The sequence below is a fragment of the Desulfomarina sp. genome, from assembly GCF_054039375.1.
In genome coordinates this window covers 1-14294 of sequence record NZ_JBPLBA010000130.1, presented here as the reverse complement: position 1 = coordinate 14294, position 14294 = coordinate 1, and the positions used below count along the sequence as shown (strand labels likewise).

Sequence of the window (14294 nt, the reverse complement as noted above, 5' to 3'; positions counted from 1 at the left end):
TTATCAATTGAGATTTCCAGTGATTTTTGACCGTAGGCTAGCCTGATAAAACAGGCACATCCACAATTTGGCTGAGTTTCATGGATAATCAAGTATTGAAATAATACTTTGATTCATTTTTTCATTTTCTGAAATACAGGATTCAGGGTTGCACCGCTCTCCTCTGTAAACAGAGCAAAATCATGTCTCACCAGAACTGATAAGAAATACGGGTTAATCATGACTCTCCTTGCTATGGCTGCGTTCTACTGCTATAATTGCAGCAGTTATTCACAATCAATATCAATATTTATCCGGGAATTCTACTAATGAAAACAGTGTTGCTGGCAGTTTTTTTCCTCATTTCCGCCACCGGAGCATTTGCAGGCGAGTCACATGGAGCAATTGATACAACCGCGCTTGGTGGATCATTCTTAGGTATTTTTTCACTTATTCTTTTTATTGGTGCTTATGTTCTTGTTATTTTTGAAGAACAACTCCACTTAAGAAAATCAAAACCGGTTCTTCTGGCTGCCGGGATAATCTGGATTTTTGTAGCCATCACTTTCAGCAGTCTCGGCAACCATACCGCCGCGGAAGAGGCAATTCGTCATAACCTGCTGGAATATGCTGAACTTTTTCTTTTTCTCCTTGTTGCCATGACCTATATCAACGCAATGGATGAGAGAAACGTCTTCCAGGCTCTTCGTTCATGGCTGATTTCCCGTGGTTTTTCATTGCGCGTGGTTTTCTGGCTCACCGGTCTTCTCGCATTTTTAATCTCTCCTGTTGCTGATAACCTGACAACAGCTCTGCTCATGGGAGCCGTAGTCATGGCTGTTGGCGGTAATGATAAGAAATTTATAGCTGTTGCCTGCATCAATATTGTTATTGGTGCCAATGCCGGTGGAGCCTTTTCCCCCTTTGGAGATATTACAACACTCATGGTCTGGCAGAAAGGTATGGTTAAGTTCCACGAATTTTTTGATATTTTCTTTCCCTCGCTGGTCAACTGGCTTGTCCCTGCTATTTTCATGAATTTTGCCATCGCCAAAAAACAACCCAAACCCGGTAAAGATCAATATGTGATGAAACTCGGGGCAAAACGAATTATCTTCCTCTTTCTCCTGACCATCACAACTGCGGTCTCTTTTCACAACTTCCTTCATCTCCCCCCGGCGGCTGGTATGATGCTCGGCCTCGGGTATCTAGGTTTCTTCTCCTATTATCTGAAAAGGAAAGAACACCGAAACTACGATGTTGATGATAATCCTCTTGCCCACCAGACATATCACACCAAACCTGACCCTTTTGATCTCTTTAAAAAAGTGGCAAGGGCTGAATGGGACACTCTCCTCTTCTTTTACGGCGTAATCCTCTGTGTCGGCGGGCTCTCGCAGTTTGGATATCTGGCCTCCGTTTCCGCCTTTCTTTATCACGGCCTGGGGGCGACCACGGCCAATGTCATAGTCGGAATTCTGTCGGCAGTTGTTGATAATATTCCCGTCATGTTTGCAGTATTGACAATGAACCCGCACATGTCCCATGGCCAGTGGCTCCTTGTTACACTGACAGCTGGAGTAGGGGGCAGCCTGCTCTCCATCGGCTCTGCTGCTGGAGTGGCCCTGATGGGATCAGCCAGGGGCACATATACCTTTGGAGCCCATCTTAAATGGACACCGGTCATAGCCCTTGGATATGCGGCATCCATTGCCACCCACATGGTTTTCAACGCAGACCTGATGAACGTTTTTAAGTAAAACGTATCTCCTGCACTTCATACAATGACTTCAAAACAGCAACCCCGTCCCCTGCCTGTTTCCTGGAAGGAATGCAGGGACAGGGGGTGGTCGTGGTTTGATATTCTCCTGGTAACAGGTGACAGTTACATTGACCATCCGGCTTTTGGTGTCGCACTTATCGGTCGACTTCTTGAAAGCCAGGGTTTCAGGGTCGCCATTCTTTCCCAGCCTCGCATAGATACTGACAGGGATTTTCGCTGTTTTCCACAACCAGGACTTTTCTGCGGTATTACAGCTGGATGCCTCGATTCCATCGTTGCCAATTACACCGGGAACGGCAAAGTCAGAAATAATGACGACTACTCCCCGAACGGTAATCCATGGAGGACTATAAACAAAAAAAAAGTTCGTCGTCGGCCTGATCGGGCAACACTGGTGTACACCAGCCTTGCCAGGGCCACCTATCGCGGTACACCAATAGTTCTGGGTGGTGTTGAAGCCTCCCTTCGACGTTTTGTTCACTACGATTACAAACAGAACAGGATAAGAGGCTCCTTTCTCACGGATGCAAAAGCTGATATCCTTGTTTTCGGTATGGGAGAAAAGGCAATTCTTGAAATCGCCCAAAGACTCCAAAAAGGCAGGAATCTGCACGGGATTTCAGGAACATGCCTGAGACTGACGGAAAGGCAGCTTGCCGAACACTTTCCGTCTATGGAAATAAAAAGCTCAAGAAAACTGACAATTCTTCCGTCACTTTCCCAAATTACAGCCAACAAACAACTCTTTCTGGATGCTGAAAAAGAAATTGACAATCACCTGCGAAGTGCTTCGCCAAGGCCGCTTCTCCAAAAACAGCAAAACCACTGGGTCATCCAGTATCCCCCATCCCCGCCACTGAAACCCCACGAACTTGATAGTCTCTATGGGTTGCCGTTTACCAGGAAACCACACCCTGAAACCCTTGAAATCCCTGCATACAGAATGATTGAACACTCCGTGACTATTGTCCGGGGATGTTCAGGAAACTGCTCATTCTGTGCCATTACCCGACACCAGGGACCTGATATAATTTCACGGTCCATTGAATCCATAGTCAGGGAATGCGAAAGAATCGTCAAGATGAAGTCCTTCAGGGGGACCATCAGCGATCTCGGGGGACCGACCGCGAACCTGTATGGAACCTCATGCGCTATCGGCTCCTGCAGGAAGAAGGATTGCCTCTACCCCGGGGTCTGTCCGAATCTGCAGACTGATGAATCACGTTTCCTTGAATTACTCAAGAGGGTTTCAGAAATCAAAGGGATAAAACATCTTTTTATTTCTTCCGGATTGAGAATGGGGCTCCTGCTGAAAACTGACAAACTGCTGAGAAAGATAATTCTGTCCCATACGCCGGGAAGCATGAAAATCGCCCCGGAACACAGTGAAAAAGAGTTACTTGAACTCATGCACAAGGAATCACACTCAGTTTTATGTGAATTTATATCCAAATGCAGACAGATCGGCAAAGAAACCGGAAGACCCACGCTGTTCACACCTTATATCATTATTTCCCACCCGGGCTCCACTGAAGCTGCAGTAAGGAAAATGACTCAAAAAATGAAAAAACTGGGATTGAAAATAAGAAAATTCCAGGATTTCACACCTGTACCAGGCACTCTTTCCACCGCTGTCTATGTTGCAGAAACCCACCCGGAAACAAAAAAAAACCTTGTTGTCCCACGCTCTGGGAAAGAACGCCGCAGGGAACGTGAAATCTTAGAACAGGCTTTCAATCTGAACAGATCAGGAACTGCTGGAAAGAAAAAACCACGGTAGACTCTTACTGGAAGATCCCTCTAACAAATTGCAGCAGAGGTTTCCATAAACCACTTTTGTAAAGATAGACACCCACGATAATTTCCAATAAAAGTACAGTTCCAATCCCGGCAAAAACCAGTTTTTTTCGATTGCTGTTTACCGGAGGAAGATAAAAAGCACTGTCACCCTCAAGATAAAGCTGACCAGCGCATTCTCTGATCACACTCCCATCGACATAAACACTGCTTTTGGCAAAGGCAGACAACAAGGCATTATCACATAATATATTGATCAATCTTGGGTTTCCGTTGGTTGCCTTGTAAACCAGTTGAAGCGCTTCCTCCGAAAACAGATCTCTGTCGCCTGCTCCTGCCATTTTCAAGCGAAAAAAAACATATTGAAAAGTATCGGGTTCATTCAGCTGTCTGAGATGATAACGTACAGCAATCCGCCTGCTCAGAGAAGACAGTTGTTTCTCTGCCAAACGATCGAGAAGTTCTGACTGGCCAACCAGAAAAACACTGAGAACACCAACAATCTCAGAGGACATGTCAACCAGCAGCAGTAGTTCCTCAAGAAGATCTGTCGGCAGAGAGTGTGCCTCATCAATAATCAGCAGAACCTTTCCCTCTGATTTTTTACATTCTTCCAGTAGTTTTGCAAAAAGACAAAGGAATCTGGCCCTGTTCCCATCAAATAAAAGTCCCAGTTGAGCCGCAAAATAATAAAAAAAATCATCCACATCCAGAGTCGGATTGGAAATAAGGCATAGATACCCGGGGTTATTAAGATTTTTAGCAAGAACATTGATAAGAGTTGTCTTGCCGGTACCAACTTCTCCTGTAAAAAGAAGAAATCCTTTATCGGAAATGACACCGTGCTTCAGTACACCAAGAGCTTCCTTGTGTGTTTCTCCAAGAAAAAGCATATTTGAGTCAGGGGTCAGTTCAAAAGGATCACGTGCCAGACCAAATTGGGTTTTATACATAGCAGAGATTGCAGAATTTCTTACAAAACAATATACCCTTTTTTCCAGAAATAGAAGAAGAGTGCAGCAATACCAAGAATACAACCTGCAAGGAAAAAACAGGATATAATCAAAATCCACCTGTTTTTTCTCCTCTCCATGCTGGTTTCAATATAGGGAACAGCTGTTATAAGAGGCACCCCAAGATAATTTTCCAATTCGTCTTCGTCTCGGAAAGTAGTATCTAAAAAATCCAGCAAAAGAGTCGCACCAAAACTCAGTGCCAGCCCGGCGCATAATGCACCTCCGATAATAATAAAGAAATTGGGCTTAATCGGTTTCTCAGGATATCGTGCGGGATCCTCAATTTTAAACTGACTTCCTTTCTGTCTGCGCTCAAGATTCAACATCGATTTGGCCTGCAGGTTCTGGGACACAAGATAATCATAATGTCTTTTCAACTGACTGTATTCCCTGGTAAGAGCAGTCCATTCCGCTTCCCGGACCGGAGCCGCGGCAACCCATTTTTCATATTGTTCAATTTTCTGTTTCAACTGATCCTTTTCTTTCTTGATGGCTGCGATATTCAGCTTTATATTTTTTCGCTGAGCCTCAAGCTGCACAATGACAGAATCAAAAGCTATTTTCTTCTTATACAAACTCATTCCATCTTGTGTGGAATCATGCAGACCTCCATTTTCCTTTTCACCCAGTGCTTTCACCTCTTTTTCAAGGCGGGCAATCATTTTTCTGATTCTCTTTACTTCAGGATGTTTTTCTGTATATTTTATCAGCAGTCGATCCAGCACTAACTTCATCTTTGCCAGTTTCTGAATGCTGTTACCAAGGCTGGAGATCTCTCCCTGTTTTCCCTTGCCATCAAGAACAGCAAGAGTACTGAAATTTTCCAGCATCTTTTTCCTGTTGCCCAACTGATCCTGAATCAATACAAGAGTTCGCTCCAGATCCTGAATTGACTCCTGTTTATTTTGGTATTGTTCCTGAAGTGCGTTCAGCCTGGCAACATTGGTCTCCCTCTGTTCCGGCATCTCGTTATAATATTTTAGTTTGTAGTCCCGCATGGCATTTTCCTTGCGGTCCATTACCAACTTTGCCATCTGCAGCTCATCGCTGGTATAAGAAGTTGTTTCAGTAGCTCTTTCCTGGCGATATTTCAAATTTTCTTCTATAAATTTTGCGGCAAGAGCATTTGTTACCTTGACTACTTTTGCGGGATCACTGCCGGTAAACGAAATTGTAAAGACATCCCCTCTGCTCTGCGGCCTGATCACGATCTTATTCCGCATCATTTCCACCACATCTTCCATCGGCAGTTTCTCTCTTTCTTTTTGATAGAGATTATACGATGAAATAAGTGCTTCAAGATTAGTCCGGCTTGTGACAATCTGGGTAAGAGTACTGACAACATCCCGAATTCTTGAGGCAATATCCGGAGACATCTTGTTAGGGCTGATCTTCTGCTTCTGATAACTGAGGAGACTTGTAGCCTGGTAAACCTTAGGGGTTACCAGATATACTCCCAATCCCGCAGGCAAACTCAATAACAGAATGATAATAATAAAGAATTTCTTTCTTAGAAAAAGATCCAGATACTTCCTGACTTTCAGGCTCTGTTTAGAATCCATATGCTGTTATATGTTTTTATAAAGGACTGCGCATTAATTGTATAATATGATCCAGATTGATATTGCAACACTTCCTGGAAAGCATACGATGATGTGGAAAAGTGGGTTACATTTTGAAAGATAGACCATTCTCTATCATTTTTCAAATTATTACAAAGACTATCCCCCCAATTGACAGGGATTTCCCTGCACGATGCCTGTAACTGGCCACAGGGACAACAACTTTATGATTTTTATTAAAAATCACCTGGATGAAAGGAAACAGCCTCGGAAATATGTTTTTTCCCTGACAGCAGCATATACAGTCTGTCAACACCGAGAGCAATGCCGGCGGCTTTTCCCAGATTTTGAAGATCCGCCAGAAAACGTTCAGGCATTTTAATCGCTCTGCCACCAGCCTTACGAATCAATTGCATCTCATGCTCAAATCTTTTCCTCTGTTCAGTCACATCTGCAAGCTCCGAAAACCCGTTAGCAAATTCAATCCCCTCAATATAAAGTTCAAAACGTTCGACAATTTCCGGATTACTCTCACTGCTTTTTGCCAATGTTCCCAGTTCATAAGGATAATCATACAGAAATGCCGGTGTCCCGACTCCCAGCATCGGCTCAACAGACTCAACCAGCACTTCATCAAAACAGCCTGTACTCAAAGCCTCAGACAGGCTGACGGGTGAAAATTGATCAAATGCCTCCTCAACAGTTAAACGCAGCCAATCCCTGGTAAAATCAATTTCTTTCGTCACAGCCACCTGGACACCTGAAGAAACCGGAAAATGAGTTACCAGAAAAATTAATAATTCCCGGCAGTCATCCATAAGATCGTGATAATCTGCGTCCATTCTATACCATTCCAGCATTGTGAACTCTTCCAGGTGCAGTCTGCCGGACTCCTCTTTGCGAAAACAGGGACAGATCTGGAAAATATTACCACTCCCGGCCGCCAGTAATCTTTTCATGCAGAGCTCGGGAGAAGTCTGGAGATACCAGCCCTCAGTCTCTACTGGTGTTATGGTATTTTCTGGTATAACAACAGGCTGACGCACAGGAGTGTCCACCTCAAGAAATCCACGGTCATAAAAAAAAGTCCTGAGCAGCCGAAAGAGAATATTCCGCTGGTGCAGACCTGTACGATCCAGCATTATATCTACTCTTTTACTCTGGTCACATACTGGCCGGTACGTGTATCAATCTGAATTTTATCACCCTCCTCCACAAATGGTGGGACATTGAGCTGGTAACCTGTCTCAACGGTAACCGGCTTTGTATCAGTTCCTGATGTGTCGCCTTTCGCCCAGGGATCCGCCTTGGTCACTTCCAGGTTTACAAAGATCGGCAGGCTGGCATCAATTGGTTTTGCATCAAAAAAGAGGACATCAAGCTCCATATTATCAACAAGATAATTGACATTATCTCCAAGCTGTTCCCTGGTGATAAAGAGCTGTTCGTAATTTTCCGTATCCATGAAATGATATTCATCTCCCTGGCTGTACAGAAACTGCATTTTGCGTTCTTCAAGATCCGCTTTTTCAAATTTATCATTGGAACGATAAGTTTTCACAAGCTGGTTTCCGGAAATCATATTTCTCATTTTACATCTGTACAACGCCTGCCCCTTGCCGGGCTTTGAAAATTCAAAATCAATAATTATATAAGGGCTCCCATCTATCTGTAATTTCAAACCTTTTCGTAAATCCGAGGCATTATACATCTCACATCTCCATAATGAGTTTATTTTTACTATTCCAAAACAACTTCCTGGAACAACTTTGCCGGCCAGTCTGAACAATTGACATGGAAGGCGTGGATCCATCGCAATATTTCAGTATACCTGTCTTTGATTTCATTGCGCAAGAACTAAAAGGTAATTGTTACTCAATGTCGTTAACTTAAGGGCAAGATGGTTCAGGAAAGTCCCATTCTGATCTTGGCCGAAGGTGCCTGCAGCCAGGACGGCTGCAGGCAAGCAATTGCTCCTGTCAATTACAGGATTTATATCATGTAATATACTGAGATGATATAAAAAATCCATTTTTTCATTTTCTGAAGTGCAGGTTTTAGGTATTATACAGGAATCACCATTGAACTCTCAAAGATCCGGATAAACCGGCAAGGCCTGATTCTATGGCACCTGTGAACAATTACAGTTCAGAGATAATAGAATCACATAGTTGCTACCCCTGTGAGGAGTTACGGATTTAGAGATAAACCCGAAATAATTGTAAAACCCCTCACTGATTAACTTTAAGAGAAAATTGACTGATAACTCCCATGGTATCGACAACAATAGGGATCCTTTCCGACACCCATCTTTCACGGACAACGAAAGAATTCAAAAAGCAGTGTGCAGTTGCCTTCAATGGTTGTGACATCATCATTCACGCCGGAGATCTCACTGATCTTTCACTTCTTTCCGCCTTCCCCGGAAAAACCATTTACGGCGTCCATGGCAATATGTGCAGCCTGACGGCACAGCAATACCTTCCGGAAAAACGGGAAGTGACGATTGAAGGATTTTCTATTGGAATCTGCCATGGTTACGGTCCACGTCACAATATCGAGGAGAGGATGCTGGATCTTTTTCCAGGTGTGGATTGCATCGTCTATGGACATACTCATCAGCCGGTCTGTCACCTCATCGGCAAAACTCTCATCATCAACCCCGGTAGTTTTCAGGCGACCGGAAGGTATGGTGCCCCCGGCACATATGGTCTCCTGATCATTGAGCCAAACGGTCTGCGGGGGTCAATTCTTGAACTCCCGTAATAGAACCATGAAAACCCTGTGGACACCATGGCGCATGGATCATGTGACTGGCAGAATCCCGAAAGAAGAAGGGTGTATCTTTGAACCCGGTACTGGATTTTCAAATGATAAATCCCGTCTGCTCCTTCTACGGACGGAAAATGTCATCGTTCTTCTTAACCGTTTTCCCTATGCTAACGGACATCTTCTGGTTGCCCCGGTGAAACATGTGGCCTGCATTACCGAACTGACTTTTTCCGAAAATGCTCAACTCATGGAAATGATAAAACGCTCAGTCTTCATAATTAAAAAAAACCTCTCGCCTGACGGTCTCAATGTGGGGTGTAATATCGGGGCGGCGGCAGGAGCCGGAATTGCAGATCATCTGCATTATCACATTGTCCCCAGATGGAACGGAGATCATAATTTCATGACAGTTCTGGGAGAAATACGAACTATACCGGAACATATTGAGGCCACATTCGACAGGCTGCTTCCGGATTTCCTCAAAATATCTGAATCCGTCACGAATTCAGAAAAATAAATACAAATGAAAACTATTACAAATAAAACAAAACTCACACCCATGCTGCAGCAGTACCTGGAAATCAAAGAGCAGCACAGGGACTGTATTCTCTTTTACCGCATGGGCGATTTTTACGAAATGTTCTTCGACGATGCGTTGGAAGCTTCAAAAATTCTCGGAATAACCTTGACCTCCAGAAACAAAAAAAGTGATACAGTCCAGGTGCCGATGTGTGGGATTCCCTACCATGCCCTGCAGACTTATCTGGCCAAGCTCGTCAGGAAAGGTCGTCGTATAGCCATATGTGAACAGGTTGAAGATCCAGCCCAGGCAAAGGGAATTGTAAAACGGGAAGTTGTCCGTATCATTTCCCCGGGAATCATTTCCGAAAACCAGCTCCTGGATGATAAAAGCAATAATTATATCTGCTCCATTGTCGCAAAGGCGGCAGGTGAAGCAACACATTATGGCCTTGCTTTTCTTGACGTCAGCACCGGCGAATTTCTTGCGGGCGAATTCAGAGAGAACGGTCATGGGGATGTTATAGACCAGATTTCATGCCTGGCTCCAACAGAAATACTTATAAATATCAACAATAAAGAACATATTAATTCTCTCATGCAGAGTATTGAGACCCGGTTTCCATCCATCTGTATTACAGAAAGAGAACCGGATCTTTATCAGTTTTCATCCAGTCGCGACCTGCTGCTGAATCATTTCGGGACCGTCACCCTTGACGGCTTTGGCTGTGGTCAGTTTACTGTTGCTGTTATCGCCGCAGGCACACTGCTCGATTATGTTCTTGAAACTCAAAAAACCTCAGTAGATCATATCGAGAAACTCACCCCCCTTGATACCGAAGCAATTCTGCAGATAGACGACTCCTCGAGACGCAATCTGGAACTGACCCAGACAATCATTGGAGGCGAACGCCAGGGTTCCCTGCTTTCTGTTATTGACCAGACATGCACACCCATGGGGGCCAGACTGATGAAAAACAACCTCCTCTTTCCCCTGCAGGATGTTCAGCGGATCAACGATCGTCTTGATTCTGTAACTTACTTTTTCAAAAACAGTGGCCTGCGCAAAAAAGTCAGGGATCTTCTCGGTCAAGTATATGATCTGGAGAGATTGAACAGCAGAATGATTCTTGGGACAGGTAACGCCAGGGATCTTATAGCCATGAAACACTCTCTTGCACACCTTCCTGAGCTGCACACTCTTCTCGGTCAATGTGACACTACCAGGCTGATAGAACTCCATACCGGCTTTGATACATTAAAAGACCTGCATGAACTGCTGCAAAAGGCAATTCATCCGGATCCCCCCGTCACCCTTCGTGAAGGAAATATCATCCGTGAAGGTTTCAACGAAGAACTGGATGAACTGATGACGATTCTAAGAGACGGTAAAAAAATGATACTCGGCCTGGAGGCAAAAGAACGGGAGGCTACAGGTATTGCCAAGCTGAAAATCGGCTTCAACAAAGTATTCGGTTATTATATTGAAGTGAGCAAGATTCATTCTTCCAGGGTTCCCCAGTCTTATATTCGCAAACAGACTCTGGTCAATGCCGAGAGATTTATAACCCCTGAACTGAAAGAATTTGAAAACAAGGTCATCGGGGCCCAGGATCGTCGTGTGGAACTGGAATACCAGCTCTTCTGTACTATCCGGGAACATTTCGTCAGCTGCAGCAGCCGTATCCTGGCCACTGCGAAGATACTTGCACAGATTGATTTCTTAGCGGCAAACGCTGAAACCGCTCAATTATTTAATTACAGAAGGCCAAAAATAAACAGTGAAGACAGTATAGAAATAACCGAGGGCCGCCACCCCGTAATCGAACGATCAATGGACTCTGGTCAATTTGTACCCAATGATATTACCCTGAACCAGACACACGACGAAGTTCTCATCATTACCGGGCCCAACATGGCCGGAAAATCCACTATCCTCCGACAAACTGCTCTTATTGTACTTATGGCACAGATGGGTTCATACGTCCCCGCTGAAAAAGCGGTTATCGGCATTGTCGATCGTATTTTCACCCGGGTTGGCGCCATGGATGACCTTCGGCGTGGGCAGTCAACATTTATGGTCGAAATGAGCGAGACAGCAAATATTCTCAACAATGCCACTGAACGAAGTCTTGTTGTCCTCGATGAAATCGGAAGAGGGACCTCCACCTACGACGGTCTTTCCATTGCCTGGGCCGTCGCAGAAGAACTTGTCAATAAAAACGGCAAAGGCGTAAAAACTCTTTTTGCCACTCATTACCATGAACTGATTGGTCTAGCCAGGGCCCACGAACGTGTTCAGAATTTCTCCATCAAAGTCAGGGAATGGCGGGACACTATTCTTTTTCTCCACAAACTGACCCGGGGAGGCACCAATCGCAGTTATGGAATCCAGGTGGCCGCTCTTGCCGGGGTGCCCGATCACGTGGTCAAACGTGCCGAAAAAATCCTCATAAAAATCGAGAAAGACAACTTGAACAGTGGAAAAGACACCACCACAGATGTTCACTTCCAGAAAAACAGAAAAAAGCACCCGGACCAACTCTCTCTTTTTCCTCCTCCGAAAAATCATCTGCTTGACTTCCTGAAAACCATCAACCCCGATGAGATCTCACCAAAACAAGCTATTGATATTCTTTATGAAATAAAACAACTTGCCGACAAAGCGCTCTCATGATAAGGTTCTATTTTCCGAAAATCAATCCTGTATTGAGAGCTGTTTGAAAGAATTTTTCATGCAAAAACAACGTATTACTTTGCCTTCCTTTTTTCTTTCCTGTATAGTATAGGAATCATAAGAAAACTTCCCGGGCCCCCTGTGTTGACTTGAAATTTGACTGATGCCGTTAGCAAGTGTCTGTCCAGAAATGAGGATTTTTGTTCGAGATCAAGGTGCACTGGAAATTTTACCGCAACCATATAATCGATATCGGAGTCTACGCTTACCTCCGAGGATAAATTTTTTCGGGCAACGCAGATATCGGGCAAAAAGACCAACTATGGACAGGCACTAGCAAGACAAGGACATTTTCATCCCATGTACTCTCGTATTCCCTGCCTCGTTTCTTTTCTTCTGTTCCTTGTATTCTCCTTCCTGCCCTCATCCGTGACAGCGACAGATACCGCGTCCACGGCATCTTCAATTCAGAAGAGATATAATCAGGCCAAATTTTATTTCAACGAACTGCAGACAAGTAAGTCTCTTTCATCTTCACGGGAAAACTGGCTGAAGGGTACACGAAACTTCCGTCGAATTTACCTTTCGAGTCCAAAATCACAGCTGGCTCCCGCCTGTCTGTTCATGCTTGGACGGATATATACTCGCATGTATGAAAGGTTTTCCAAGGGAATAGACCTTGAGGAATCAATATCCTATTATAAGGATACGGCGAGACTTTTTTCCCAGCACAGATTGGCGGATGACGCGCTCTTTGCCCTTGGCAACATATTTCTCAGGAAAAAAAATGACCCTGAAAAAGCAGCTTATTATCTGAGAAAAATCGTCACAGATTATCCCAATGGCGATATGCACCCCGAAGCCGCCAACATGCTGAAACTGCTGTCCAAGGATTTTGCCATTCCTCTGCCGAAAATCATGGTGACCTCCTCACGGCTGAACAATCTTAAATATGTCCTTCCCGTCAAATACTGGTCCTCCGATAACTATACAAGGGTTGTTATCATGGCCTCCGGCCCTGTAACGTATAAAGACGTACTTCTCGAAGCAGTGGATGACAAGCCCAGGCGCCTTTATCTTGATTTTCAGCAGAGTTATATCGAACCCCAGTATCGGGCACCGGTACCAATCGAAGACGGGTTGCTGCGTCAAATACGCACAGGTCAGTTCACAACCGACACTGTCAGGGTTGTTCTTGATATTGAATCTATCGGCAGTTATAAAATTTTCAGTCTTCCTGATCCCTTCCGGGTGGTTATCGATGTCCGTGGAGAATCCGCACAGCAGGTCTCCAAAACTCAGACCAGAACAGAAAAGGCCGGAGTTATATCACAACAGAAAGAAAATGAAAACCCCGATATTGTGATCCTGCGTGACAATAAGAAAATCGCTTTTAAAGCAAAAGCCCCTGAAGAATCCGTTCAAAGAACTACTGTAACAGCCACCTCTTCCATGTCACCATTTTCTCTTGCCCAGCAGCTCGGCCTTGGAGTCAGAAAAATTGTTCTTGATCCGGGACATGGTGGAAAAGACCCTGGGGCTATCGCCAACGGCATGAAAGAAAAAGATATTGTCCTTGATATCGCCAAAAGACTTGTTCCCATCCTGCAGAAAGATCTTGGCTGTGAGGTCATACTTACCCGCTCGGACGACACCTTTATTCCCCTGGAAGAGCGCACGGCCATTGCCAATACCCAGGGAGCTGATCTCTTTATCTCCCTGCATATCAATGCTCATCCTTCACCAAAGGTTCGGGGAGTTGAAACTTATTACCTCAATCTCAGCACCAATGCTGAAGCCATGCGGGTCGCAGCGAGGGAAAATGCCACCTCGACCCACCAGATGAGTGATCTGCAGGACATCCTGTCAGATATTCTGCAAAATTCGAAAATAAACGAATCCTCCCGCCTGGCTCAGCAGGTACACCAGTCAATTCTCAGTCACGCTCAACCAGACAGCCACCAGTATGAGAGTATCAGGAACCTCGGAGTAAAACAGGCTCCTTTTTATGTTTTAATCGGCGCCCAGATGCCGGCTATCCTGCTTGAAGTTGCCTTTATAAGCAATAAAAAGGATGCAGAAAACCTGCAGAATCCAAAATTCATTGATATGATCACCAGGGAAATTTCAACAGGTATCAAGTCGTATGTCAATGCCACTTCGGCCCAGCTTCGCCTTGGTTCACTGAC

Annotated in this window: 10 protein-coding genes; 6 read left to right on the top strand and 4 right to left on the bottom strand. The window is 44.6% G+C overall.

The window, feature by feature from the left end; genetic code table 11:
* Positions 1–308: 308 nt before the first annotated feature.
* Both nhaD and ACXLDX_RS07570 read left to right on the top strand, forming a co-directional pair.
* The gene (nhaD, locus tag ACXLDX_RS07575) at positions 309–1739 is read left to right on the top strand and encodes a sodium:proton antiporter NhaD (protein ID WP_457576583.1); all 1431 of its coding nucleotides are present in this window, start codon (positions 309–311) and stop codon (positions 1737–1739) included.
* 24 nt (positions 1740–1763) lie between these two features.
* Entirely contained in the window at positions 1764–3542 is a 1779-nt protein-coding gene (locus tag ACXLDX_RS07570) for a YgiQ family radical SAM protein (RefSeq protein WP_457576582.1), read from the top strand.
* Between the two features lie 4 nt (positions 3543–3546).
* Here the strand turns inward: ACXLDX_RS07570 and ACXLDX_RS07565 are convergent, their stop codons facing one another.
* From ACXLDX_RS07565 to efp, 4 genes are all read right to left on the bottom strand, one after another.
* Positions 3547–4512 (bottom strand): ExeA family protein, encoded by a 966-nt coding sequence (locus ACXLDX_RS07565; RefSeq protein WP_457576581.1) that lies wholly within the window; start codon positions 4510–4512, stop codon positions 3547–3549.
* A 20-nt stretch (positions 4513–4532) separates the two neighbouring features.
* Complete coding sequence (locus tag ACXLDX_RS07560; protein WP_457576580.1) at positions 4533–6137, bottom strand: GumC family protein; 1605 nt, start codon at positions 6135–6137, stop codon at positions 4533–4535.
* Positions 6138–6373: 236 nt separating this feature from the next.
* A complete protein-coding gene (epmA, locus tag ACXLDX_RS07555; RefSeq protein ID WP_457576579.1) occupies positions 6374–7279 on the bottom strand; it encodes an EF-P lysine aminoacylase EpmA in 906 nt (301 codons plus the stop codon).
* Between the two features lie 5 nt (positions 7280–7284).
* The gene (gene efp, locus ACXLDX_RS07550; protein WP_457576578.1) at positions 7285–7848 is read right to left on the bottom strand and encodes an elongation factor P; all 564 of its coding nucleotides are present in this window, start codon (positions 7846–7848) and stop codon (positions 7285–7287) included.
* Positions 7849–8408: 560 nt separating this feature from the next.
* On the opposite strand from efp, the gene ACXLDX_RS07545 reads away from it, so the two are divergent.
* The 4 genes from ACXLDX_RS07545 to ACXLDX_RS07530 all read left to right on the top strand — a co-directional run.
* Positions 8409–8903 carry a metallophosphoesterase family protein gene (locus ACXLDX_RS07545; RefSeq protein ID WP_457576577.1) on the top strand — a complete coding sequence of 165 codons (495 nt, stop codon included), beginning with the start codon at positions 8409–8411 and terminating at the stop codon, positions 8901–8903.
* The gene (locus ACXLDX_RS07540) at positions 8890–9426 is read left to right on the top strand and encodes an HIT family protein (RefSeq protein ID WP_457576576.1); all 537 of its coding nucleotides are present in this window, start codon (positions 8890–8892) and stop codon (positions 9424–9426) included. The genes ACXLDX_RS07545 and ACXLDX_RS07540 overlap by 14 nt, the downstream gene beginning before the upstream one ends.
* Positions 9427–9432: 6 nt before the next feature.
* Positions 9433–12105 carry a DNA mismatch repair protein MutS gene (mutS, locus tag ACXLDX_RS07535; RefSeq protein ID WP_457576575.1) on the top strand — a complete coding sequence of 891 codons (2673 nt, stop codon included), beginning with the start codon at positions 9433–9435 and terminating at the stop codon, positions 12103–12105.
* 648 nt (positions 12106–12753) lie between these two features.
* Positions 12754–14294 (top strand): N-acetylmuramoyl-L-alanine amidase (locus ACXLDX_RS07530; RefSeq protein WP_457576574.1); only part of this gene is annotated, 1541 nt, incomplete at its 3' end.

What these genes read in the sequence shown, in the direction of transcription:
- nhaD (WP_457576583.1), top strand. Translation starts at nt 309, where the DNA reads ATGAAAACAGTGTTGCTGGCAGTTTTTTTCCTCATTTCCGCCACCGGA.
- ACXLDX_RS07570 (WP_457576582.1), top strand. Translation starts at nt 1,764, where the DNA reads ATGACTTCAAAACAGCAACCCCGTCCCCTGCCTGTTTCCTGGAAGGAA.
- ACXLDX_RS07565 (WP_457576581.1), bottom strand. Translation starts at nt 4,512, where the DNA reads ATGTATAAAACCCAATTTGGTCTGGCACGTGATCCTTTTGAACTGACC.
- ACXLDX_RS07560 (WP_457576580.1), bottom strand. Translation starts at nt 6,137, where the DNA reads ATGGATTCTAAACAGAGCCTGAAAGTCAGGAAGTATCTGGATCTTTTT.
- epmA (WP_457576579.1), bottom strand. Translation starts at nt 7,279, where the DNA reads ATGCTGGATCGTACAGGTCTGCACCAGCGGAATATTCTCTTTCGGCTG.
- efp (WP_457576578.1), bottom strand. Translation starts at nt 7,848, where the DNA reads ATGTATAATGCCTCGGATTTACGAAAAGGTTTGAAATTACAGATAGAT.
- ACXLDX_RS07545 (WP_457576577.1), top strand. Translation starts at nt 8,409, where the DNA reads ATGGTATCGACAACAATAGGGATCCTTTCCGACACCCATCTTTCACGG.
- mutS (WP_457576575.1), top strand. Translation starts at nt 9,433, where the DNA reads ATGAAAACTATTACAAATAAAACAAAACTCACACCCATGCTGCAGCAG.